Origin of the sequence: Protofrankia symbiont of Coriaria myrtifolia, from assembly GCF_900634755.1 — a bacterium.
Classification (GTDB): Bacteria; Actinomycetota; Actinomycetes; order Frankiales; family Frankiaceae; genus Protofrankia; species Protofrankia coriariae.
The window spans coordinates 1-9,512 of the sequence record NZ_CAAAFS010000304.1 but is presented as its reverse complement, the minus strand read 5'-3'; the positions used below and the strand labels follow the sequence as shown (position 1 = coordinate 9,512).

At 71.1% G+C, this 9,512-nt stretch carries 10 protein-coding genes; 7 read left to right on the top strand and 3 right to left on the bottom strand.

Features of this window, described 5'->3' with window-relative positions; genetic code table 11:
* The first annotated feature begins 299 nt into the window (after positions 1-299).
* Positions 300-1,457 (top strand): D-alanine--D-alanine ligase family protein, encoded by a 1,158-nt coding sequence (locus tag CM1CMNOD_RS17205; RefSeq protein ID WP_013874858.1) that lies wholly within the window; start codon positions 300-302, stop codon positions 1,455-1,457.
* Between the two features lie 62 nt (positions 1,458-1,519).
* Here the strand turns inward: CM1CMNOD_RS17205 and CM1CMNOD_RS17200 are convergent, their stop codons facing one another.
* The gene (locus CM1CMNOD_RS17200) at positions 1,520-1,981 is read right to left on the bottom strand and encodes a DUF3515 family protein (RefSeq protein WP_013874857.1); all 462 of its coding nucleotides are present in this window, start codon (positions 1,979-1,981) and stop codon (positions 1,520-1,522) included.
* A gap of 137 nt (positions 1,982-2,118) precedes the next feature.
* Positions 2,119-2,352, bottom strand: a complete 234-nt coding sequence (locus CM1CMNOD_RS17195) for an Lrp/AsnC family transcriptional regulator (protein ID WP_013874856.1) — start codon at positions 2,350-2,352, stop codon at positions 2,119-2,121.
* Positions 2,353-2,430: 78 nt separating this feature from the next.
* Between CM1CMNOD_RS17195 and CM1CMNOD_RS17190 the strand changes: the two genes are divergently transcribed.
* Together CM1CMNOD_RS17190 and thiD are read left to right on the top strand one after the other, a co-directional pair.
* Positions 2,431-3,417: a thiamine-phosphate kinase gene (locus CM1CMNOD_RS17190; RefSeq protein WP_013874855.1), complete on the top strand. Its 987-nt coding sequence runs from the start codon at positions 2,431-2,433 to the stop codon at positions 3,415-3,417.
* Positions 3,418-3,536: 119 nt separating this feature from the next.
* Positions 3,537-4,409: a bifunctional hydroxymethylpyrimidine kinase/phosphomethylpyrimidine kinase gene (gene thiD, locus CM1CMNOD_RS17185; RefSeq protein ID WP_013874854.1), complete on the top strand. Its 873-nt coding sequence runs from the start codon at positions 3,537-3,539 to the stop codon at positions 4,407-4,409.
* Here thiD and rpmB read toward each other — a convergent pair.
* Positions 4,396-4,584, bottom strand: a complete 189-nt coding sequence (rpmB, locus tag CM1CMNOD_RS17180; RefSeq protein WP_013874853.1) for a 50S ribosomal protein L28 — start codon at positions 4,582-4,584, stop codon at positions 4,396-4,398. The genes thiD and rpmB overlap by 14 nt on opposite strands.
* 193 nt (positions 4,585-4,777) lie before the next feature.
* Here rpmB and CM1CMNOD_RS17175 point away from each other — a divergent pair, with 193 nt between their 5' ends.
* The 4 genes from CM1CMNOD_RS17175 to CM1CMNOD_RS17160 all read left to right on the top strand — a co-directional run bounded on the left by CM1CMNOD_RS17175 (position 4,778) and on the right by CM1CMNOD_RS17160 (position 9,339).
* Positions 4,778-7,267: an ATP-dependent DNA helicase RecG gene (locus tag CM1CMNOD_RS17175; protein WP_013874852.1), complete on the top strand. Its 2,490-nt coding sequence runs from the start codon at positions 4,778-4,780 to the stop codon at positions 7,265-7,267.
* A gap of 64 nt (positions 7,268-7,331) precedes the next feature.
* Positions 7,332-7,889, top strand: coding sequence for a 16S rRNA (guanine(966)-N(2))-methyltransferase RsmD (gene rsmD, locus CM1CMNOD_RS17170; protein WP_013874851.1), 558 nt, complete (start codon positions 7,332-7,334; stop codon positions 7,887-7,889).
* The gene (gene coaD / locus CM1CMNOD_RS17165; RefSeq protein ID WP_013874850.1) at positions 7,886-8,362 is read left to right on the top strand and encodes a pantetheine-phosphate adenylyltransferase; all 477 of its coding nucleotides are present in this window, start codon (positions 7,886-7,888) and stop codon (positions 8,360-8,362) included. Before rsmD ends, coaD begins: the two co-directional genes overlap by 4 nt.
* 101 nt (positions 8,363-8,463) lie before the next feature.
* Positions 8,464-9,339 (top strand): MEDS domain-containing protein, encoded by an 876-nt coding sequence (locus tag CM1CMNOD_RS17160; RefSeq protein WP_013874849.1) that lies wholly within the window; start codon positions 8,464-8,466, stop codon positions 9,337-9,339.
* Positions 9,340-9,512: the final 173 nt, after the last annotated feature.

Sequence of the window (9,512 nt, the reverse complement as noted above, 5' to 3'; positions counted from 1 at the left end):
CCATCCCCGACCATCCCCGACCCCGCGCCACGGACACCGTCCACGAGCGGCTATCCGCCAAACGCGACCCCAAACCCCGGTCAGGCTCCCGTGATCGAAGGAATGAGTAAGGAAACGGCTGTTATGGCGACCGTTTGTTCCCTCGTTCTCATGATCCGACAATGGCCGGTCACATATTTCTTGTTGATTGTTTGTTTTTGGTTGATTTTGCGACGGTTTTGTGTTTCCTGAACGGTGCTTCAGGTGGACTCGCTGTGGGGTTCGGCGGGACGCGGCCGGGCATCGGTTAGGGTCCCGTCATGCCTGGCTCTCCGCCGCGCCGGACCCGGATCGCCGTCCTGTACGGCGGCCGCAGCACCGAGCACGCGATCTCCTGTGTCTCGGCTGGCAGCGTCCTGCGAGCCCTGGACCGGCGGCGTTATGACGTTGTCGCTGTCGGTATCACCCCCGATGGCCGATGGGTACTCGGCCCGGACGATCCGGACGCGCTCGCCGTCCGCGACGGCGTGCTGCCCGCGGTCGACGCCACCGCCAGGCCGGTGGTGCTGCCAGGTGACCCCACCGTGGGCGGCCTGATAGCGCTCGACGGGGTGGCGGTCTCGGCGGGCCCCGGCCCCGCCGACCGCGGTACCGCCGACCTTGGCGCCGTTGGCCTTGGCGCCGTCGACGTGGTGTTCCCGCTGCTGCACGGGCCGTTTGGTGAGGACGGCACCGTGCAGGGGCTGCTGGAGATGGCCGCCGTCCCCTACGTCGGCTCCGGGGTGTTCGCCAGCGCCGCGGCCATGGACAAGCAGTACATGAAGATCCTGCTCGCCGCCGCCGGGCTCGACATCGGCCCGTACACGGTGCTGCGCGCCGGGCAGGCCCTGAGCGGTGACGACCGCGAACGCCTCGGCCTGCCCGTGTTCGTCAAACCGGCCCGGGGCGGGTCGAGCATCGGCATCAGCCGGGTGGACGCCTGGGACGACCTGGCGACCGCGCTGAAGGCCGCCCGCGCCGTCGATCCGAAGGTGCTGGTCGAGGCCGCCGTCGTCGGCCGTGAGGTCGAGTGCGGCGTGCTCGGCAGCCTCGACGGCGGCGGGCCGGAGGCGAGCCTGCCCGCGGAGGTGACGGTGGCCTCGTCCGCGGGGTCCGCGGGCTTCTACGACTTCGAGGCCAAGTACCTTTCGGACGCGGCCCGCTTCGACGTCCCGGCGAACCTGCCCGCCGAGGTCACCGCCGCGGTCCGTCAGATCGCCGTGCGGGCGTTCGTCGCGCTGGACTGCGCGGGCCTCGCCCGGGTGGACGTGTTCGTCCGCCCGGACGGCTCGGTCGTCGTCAACGAGGTGAACACCATGCCGGGGTTCACCCCGACCTCGATGTTCCCGCGGATGTGGGCCGCCACCGGCCTGGACTATCCGCGGTTGGTGGACCGGTTGGTCGCGCTGGCGACCCGTCACGGCACGGGGCTGCACTGATCCCCGTCGCCTCCCTCTGTCGTATCCCTCCGTCGCCGCTGCCGCCTGCTGGCCGGCCGCGCTCAGGCCGTCGTCGACCGTGTCGCGTCGCGGACCAGCGCGGCGAGCGTGGCCAGCACGTCGAAGGCCTGGACGGACGCGGGGAGTAGCAGCACAACCCGCGGACGCCGAGTAGGCGTAGAGTAGCGGACGGTGTCACCGCGTTCCTCGGCGAACCAGCCGACGTCGTCGACCACCGCGAGCGTCACGTCAGGCCGGTAGCCGGGAGCGACCCCCGGCACGCCGCAGGAGAGCACCGTCGGCGGGGAGCCCCAGGCCGCGACGAACGGCGACGCCGGCTGGACCTCGCGACGCTCCAGGCCCGGCCCCAGGGAGGACGGCAGGGCGGCTCCGAGGGTGAGGCAGGCCGACCGCTGCTCCCCGGCCGGATCCGGAGCGCCGTTGACCGTAACCGGGCCAGGGGAGCCAGTACACGCGGTGAGCGGAATCACAATGGCGAGGGCCATGATCTGAGCGAGGAGCACGACCGGCCGCCCGGTCCGTCGCCCGACCGCTGGCCCCGGTGACCCGGCTGGCCGACAGGGCCGCGCGGCGGGTGACCGCCATGCCCGCACCCTGTCGTCCCGGCCGGTCATGACGGGGAACAGGCGCGCGCGAGGCGTCAGAAGTGCACCACCGGGCAGGTCAGCGTGCGGGTGATCCCGTCGACCGTCTGCACGCGCGACATGACGAGCTTTCCCAGCTCATCGACGCTGGCCGCCTCGGCACGTGCGATCACGTCGTAGGGGCCGGTGACGTCCTCCGCCTGGGTGACACCGGGGATCTGTTCGATCTCCTTGGCCACCGATGAGGACTTTCCGACCTCGGTCTGGATGAGGATGTACGCGTGGACCACAGAGGCTCCCTTGTCGGACGTCGACAACCCGTGCCGCAGAACAACGGGCCGACAGAAGGTAACAGGCAATCGGCTCCGGTGAGAGTGTCTGAGGTAGGGGAATTTGGTCTGATCGCCCGGGTGGCGGCCAGACTGGGCGCACCGGCGCCGCCAGCGGGTCCTGGTGACGACGCCGCGGTGGTCCCGACACCCTCCGGTTATGTGATTGCTACCACAGATCTGCTCGTGGAAGGGCGGCACTTCCGGTTTGACTGGTCCTCCCCATATGACGTCGGACGTAAAGCTGCCGCGCAGAGCCTCGCCGACGTGGCGGCCATGGGAGCCGTCCCGACCGCTCTGCTGGTCGGCCTGGCCTGCCCGCCGTCCACCCCGGTCGAGCTTGCCGAGGGCCTGGCCGACGGCCTGCGCGACGAGTGCGCCGAGGTGGGCGCGGTCGTCGTCGGCGGTGACACGGTCAGCGCGACCGAGGTCTGCCTGGCCGTGACCGCGCTCGGGGACCCACGGGGTGCCGCCCCGCTGACCCGCTCGGGAGCGCGCCCGGGGGAGTCGGTCGTCCTCGCCGGCACGGTGGGCCGCTCCGCCGCGGGGCTGGAGCTGCTGCTCGCGGGCGTGCGGGAGGGGCCCCTGGTCGACGCCCACCGCAGGCCGACGCCGCCGTACGGGGCCGGGCCGGTCCTGGCCAGGGCCGGCGCGACCGCGCTACTCGACGTCAGCGACGGGCTGCTCGCCGATCTCGGGCATGTGGCGGCCGCCTCCGGCGTCGTGCTGGAGGTGGACGCCGACGCGCTGCGGGCGGCCGTCCCCGGCGTGGACGTCCGGCATCTGCTGACCGGCGGCGAGGATCACGGGCTGGTCGGGACGCTGCCGGCGGGCGTCGCCCCGCCGTCCGGGGTCACCGTGATTGGCCGTGTGCTGGCCGCCGACCCGGCCGCAGGCGGGCCAGGCGTGCGGGTCGTGGGCGGCAACGTCCCGCCGGACCTGCGCGGCGGCCCGCTCCGGCCACCGGGGCTGCCCGGCCCGACGGCCGCCGCGCCGGGCGGCTGGGACCACTTCCGCGCGCCCTGAGCCGTGACGTCGAAAACCTGGATCCGCGAGGGACGAGAACCACGTCACCGCCCCACTCGCGCCCCCGTGCCGCCCGCCTACCAGCCGGGCGGCGCGGGGCGGGTGGGCAGCGGTCTAGCGTGGGGACCGTGGTCTCTTTCGGTTCCGCTCCCGGCCCGGTCGCGCGTCTGCCGCCGGCTCGGGTGTTGGCGATCGCGGGGTCGGACTCCGGCGGGGGCGCTGGTATCCAGGCTGATCTGAAGACCGCACTGGCCTTCGGGGTCCACGGGATGAGCGCGCTGACCGCGGTGACGGCTCAGAACTCCCTGGGTGTGCACGGGGTGTGGGAGCTGCCGCCGGAGGCCGTGGTGGCGCAGATCCGCGCGGTCGTGGCCGACATCGGGGTGGACGCGGTCAAGACCGGGATGCTGTCGTCACCGCCGATCGTCGCCGCGGTCGCGGGCGAGCTGGCCGGGGTCGGCGTCCCGGTCGTCGTTGATCCCGTAGGGGTGTCCAAACACGGGGATCCGCTGCTCGCGCCCGAGGCGGTGGAGACCGTGCGCACCCGGTTGCTGCCGGTGGCGACGGTGGCAACCCCGAACCTCGACGAGGTCCGGCTGCTCACCGGCATCGACGTGCGGACCGAGGCGGACCTGCCGGCCGCCGCGCGCGCCGTGCTCGACCTCGGGCCACGCTGGGTGCTGGTCAAGGGCGGGCACCTGCCCGGCGACGCCGTGGACCTGCTCACCGACGGCCAGCACAGCGTCATGCTCCGGGCGCCCAGGCACGACAACCGGCACACCCACGGGACCGGCTGCACGCTCGCGTCCGCGATCGCGTCGCTGCTGGCCCGCGGGGCGGACGTCCCCGATGCCGTACGTGCGGCAAAGGACTACGTCACCGGCGCGGTGGGAGCGGGTTTTCCGCTCGGCGCGGGCATCGGCCCCGTCGACCACGCCTGGCAGCGGCGACAGCCGCCACACCTGGCTACGCGGCCTGCTACGCGCGGGTGACCTTGCCGGCCTTGATGCAGGAGGTGCAGACGTTCAGGCGCTTCGGCGTCTTGCCGACGAGCGCGTGCACGGTCTGGATGTTGGGGTTCCAGCGCCGCCGGGTGCGCCGGTGGGAGTGGGAGACCGACATACCGAAGCCCGGCCCCTTGCCGCAGACGTCGCACACCGAAGACACGAGACACTCCGCCAGAGAATAGTAATGATCATGCCGCGTTCGCGGCGGTCATCCGAGGCTACCTCACGCCGCGCCGCCACCGGACACCGCCAGCCCGTGAGACGCCCGCAAGGAGCGCCCACGAAAGCGCGTGGGCGGGCCGAACGCGTGGGGCGGATCGAAGCTGTCGGTGCCGTCGGGCAGGATCGTTGGTGTGGTCGACCAGCAGACACGGCTGCGGGACGTGGTGGGTGCGCGGACCGCCACGGCGCTCGCCGGCGCCCTGGAGTTGGAGACGGTCGGTGACCTGCTCGCCCATCTGCCAAGGCGCTACCAGGAGCGGGGGGAACTGACCGATCTCGGTGACCTCACCGTCGGTGAGGCGGTCACCATCCAGGCGCGGGTCACCAGCGCCAAGCGGCGCCCGCTGCGGGGACGCGGGCGGGAGATGCTGATCGTCACTGTCAGCGACGGCCAGCACAGCCTCGCCCTGACGTTCTTCAACCAGCCGTGGCGGTCGCGGGACCTGCGGCCGGGGGTGACCGCGCTGTTCGCCGGGAAGGTCGAGGTGTTCAACCAGCGGCGGCAGATGACCAACCCCGAGGTGCAGCTGCTCGACGACACGATCCCGGGGTTCTCCGACGGCCCGGGGGAGGTCGAGCTTCCCGGGATCACCGAGTCGGCGAGCGGGCAGCTCCCGGCTTACGCGGGCACGGCCCATAACGGAACAGTTTCCGCCGGTAGCGGCTCCCCGGGTACCGGTCCCACAGGTACCGGTCCCACAGGTACCGGTCCCACAGGTACCGGCGGGGACGGCCCAGTCGGGGACGTCGAGGGTTTCGCGGGCGGCCTGTTGCCCATCTACCCGACCGCGGCGAAGATCCCGAGCTGGGCGATCGCCAAGTGCGTGCGGATCGTCCTGGACCTGCTGACCGAGCTCGACGACCCGCTGCCAGCCGCCGTCCGCGCCCGCTACCGGCTGGTGAGCCGGCTGGAGGCCTACCGGCTGGTCCACCAGCCGTCGTCCTGGGCGGACGTCGGCCGCGGCCGGACCAGGCTGAAATGGGACGAGGCACTCGTCCTGCAGGTCGCGCTGGCACAGCGCCGGCACGACGTCGAGAAGATCGCGGCGACGCCGCGGCATCCCCGTCCCGACGGTCTGCTCGCGGCCTTCGACGCGTCCCTGCCCTTCCCGCTCACCGCCGGGCAGCGCGCCGTGGGCGACACGATCGCGGCGGAGCTCGCCCGGTCCTTCCCGATGCACCGGCTGTTGCAGGGCGAGGTCGGGTCCGGCAAGACGGTGGTGGCGCTGCGCGCGATGCTCGCCGCGGTGGACGCCGGCGGGCAGGCGGTGCTGCTCGCGCCCACCGAGACGCTCGCGGCCCAGCACCTGCGCAGCCTGCGCGCGCTGCTCGGCCCGCTGGGACGGGCCGGGGAGCTCGACGCCGCCGCCGAGGCCACCCGGGCCGTGCTGGTGACGGGCTCGCTGGGCGCGAAGGCGCGGCGGGAGGCGCTCACCGCTGTCGCGGACGGCAGCGCGGGCCTCGTCGTCGGCACGCACGCCCTGCTCGAGGAGTCGGTGGTGTTTCGCGATCTCGCTCTCGTGGTCGTCGACGAGCAGCACCGCTTCGGAGTGGAGCAGCGGGACGCGCTGCGCTCCCGGTCCGACCGGCCGCCGCACCTGCTGGTGATGACCGCCACCCCGATCCCGCGGACGGTCGCGATGACCGTCTTCGGCGACCTGGAGGTGTCGACGCTCACCGAGCTGCCGGCCGGCCGTTCGCCGATCTCCACGTTCGTCGTGCCCGCGACGGCCCCGAAGTGGGCCAACCGGGTGTGGGGCCGGATCCGCGACGAGGTCGCCGCGGGCCGGCAGGCCTATGTCGTCTGCCCGCGCATCGGTGGGGACACCAGCGACGCCGACGACGTCCCCGGGGCCGGCGGCCCCGTGGCCGACGACGTGGCCGACGACGTGGCCGACGACGTGGCCGACGACGTGGCCGACGACGTGGCCGGCCCGGCGGACGGCCCGGTGGACGGGGTGCGGCCGGACGACATCGCGTCGCGGGACGCGTCGGCGGCTGCCCGCCGGCCGGGCGCGGGCGTTCTCGACGTGCTGCCCGAGCTGCGGGCGGGCGAGCTCGCCGGGCTGCGGGTCGAGGCACTGCACGGCCGGCTGCCCCCGGACGAGAAGGAAGAGACCATGACCAGGTTCGCCGCGGGGGAGCTGGACGTCCTCGTGGCCACCACGGTGATCGAGGTCGGGGTCGACGTGCCGAACGCGACCGTGATGGTCGTGATGGACGCCGACCGTTTCGGTGTCTCCCAGCTGCACCAGCTGCGCGGCCGGGTCGGTCGCGGCAGCGCGCCCGGATGGTGCCTGCTGTATACCGACGTGGAGGAGGGCTCGCCCGCCTGGGAGCGGCTGGCCGCGGTGGCGGCCACCTCCGACGGGGCCGAGCTCGCCCGTCTCGACCTTGCGCAGCGACGCGAGGGCGACGTGCTGGGGGCGGCCCAGTCCGGCGGCCGGCGTTCCCTGCGCCTGCTGGAACTGCTCAGGGACGAGGAGCTGATCCGCTGCGCGCGGGGCGAGGCGAGCGTTCTCGTCGACGCCGACCCGCAGCTGTCGGCGCATCCGGTCCTGGCCGCGGCGCTCGCCGCCACCCTCGACGAGACCGCCGCCGCCTATCTGGAAAAGGGATGACCGGCGCGCACAGCCACCAGAAATCCGAAGAAAAACAAAGAAAACGACGAGACGAAGACGGGAAATGGCCAGGATCATCGGTGGGATTGCGCGTGGGTGCCCTATTCGGGTGCCACCGGGGGGCGGGACCCGTCCGACTTCCGACCGGGCGCGGGAGGGGCTGTTCAACACGCTCGCCTCACTGGTCGAGCTGCGCGGCGCGCGGTTCGCCGATCTCTACGCCGGCAGTGGGGCGGTCGGGCTCGAGGCGTTGTCGCGCGGGGCGTCCCACGTCCTGTTCGTCGACCGGTCGGCGGCGGCGGTCCGCACCCTGCGCGCGAATGCGGCGGCGCTCGGGTTCACCGGTGTGGAGATCCTTTTCCGGTCCGTCCAACGTGTGGTGGAAATCATGCCGGAGCGCGCGTTCGACGTGGTGTTCCTGGATCCTCCGTACGCGCTGTCGGACAGTGCGTTGACCAGCGTGCTCGCCGGGCTGATCGCTGGTGCCTGGCTGCAGCCGGACGGGGTGTGTGTCGTGGAGCGCTCGCGCCGCGGCGGCCCGCCGGTCTGGCCGGACGGGATCATTACTATTCGCAATCGCGCGTATGGTGAGGGGGTGCTCTGGTACGGTTCCGGATCATGAGAAGGGCTGCCTGTCCAGGTTCGTTCGACCCGATCACCAATGGTCATCTGGATATCATCGTCCGCGCCAGTCGGCTCTTCGACGAGGTCGTCGTAGCCGTGCTCATCAACAAGAACAAGGCCAATCTTTTCACCGTGGAGGAGCGGATAGAGCTGATACGTGAGGTGACCCGGGACCATTCCAACGTGGTGGTCGAGTCGTCCCACGGTCTGCTCGTCGACTTCTGCCGGGCCCGCGGCATTCAGGCCATCGTCAAGGGCCTGCGCGCGGTCAGCGACTTCGACTACGAGTTGCAGATGGCGCAGATGAACCATTCGCTCGCGGGTGTAGAAACCCTCTTTATGAGTACAAATCCACAGTATGCGTTTCTGTCGTCCAGCCTGGTCAAGGAGGTCGCCACCTACGGTGGGGACGTGTCCGGGCTGGTCCCCGACGTGGTGCTCAAACAGTTGCGCGAACGTCTCGCCCGCTGAAGCGCCGCCCGGGGCCGCGCCCGCGTGGCCCCGGGCCCATTTTGACAAGCGTCATCGGACCGTGAATCCTTAAACCAGTTGACGTCATAGCTGTACGTGGGGTGTCTACGCAGGGTGTTGATGCTGGTTCGCGCCGGGCCGTATCCGTAGGACGGATAGGGCTTGGCGATCACGCATGCCTGAGCTTCGTCGACGACGACGCGTGCTGGAGCGTGCTGGCCGCCTACAGTCAGTGGGGGCTCGCCAAAGGTGAGAAGGTGCTGGTCGTCGCCGACCCCGACCTCTCGAAAGGCGAGATCTTCGCTCGGCTGGACTCCTGTGGTCCGCCGGTGGAGCCGGCATGGGAGCGCGGCCAACTGAACATCGAGAGCACCGAAGCGATGTATCTGCCGCCTGGCCGGTTCTCCGTCGAGGGCCAGATCCAGCGGTACCGGGAGCAGATCGAGCTGTCGTACCGGCAGGAGTACCCGGGATTCCGAGCCTGCGCCGACATGGCCTGGGCGCTGGATCCTGACATGGATCTCGACCAGCTCGTCACCTATGAACATGAGCTCAAGGTCTTGTTCACCGATCCGCGGTGCAGTGTGATCTGCTGCTACGACCGGAAGCGTTTCAGCAGGGAACTGCTGGACCGCATGGACGGCGTCCACCCCATGACGGTGCTCGAAGGTATTGGATCCCTGGATATTGCGTATACCGACTCCGGCCTGAGACTGGCCGGAGAAGTTGATCTATCTACCCGCGAGCGGTTCATCGATGGCCTTGAGCAGGCGTTCGCCCGGTTCGGGAACCGCCTGCTCCTGGACCTGACAGATCTTTCCTTCCTGGACGCCCATGGCGCCGGGGCGATCATCAGGCTGGCGGCCGGAATGCCGCCGGGCGGACGGCTGGAGATCCGTTGTAGTACCCGTCAGGCATACGTACTACGTATCCTCGGCACGGAATCGATCCCGTGGATGGTCCTGACCAAGGTGTGATGTGATCCGCGAATGCCAGTAGCAGAACGATCATTCCGAATCGGAACGTGTGCCCACGGTTGTTCCGGCGGCGGCTGTCGGGTCAGGCGACCATGGATGCGGCCTATGCCACGCCGGTGACCCCCCACCCCCACGCCCCGACCGTGGAGCAACTCGCCACCTGGGTGCTGCCC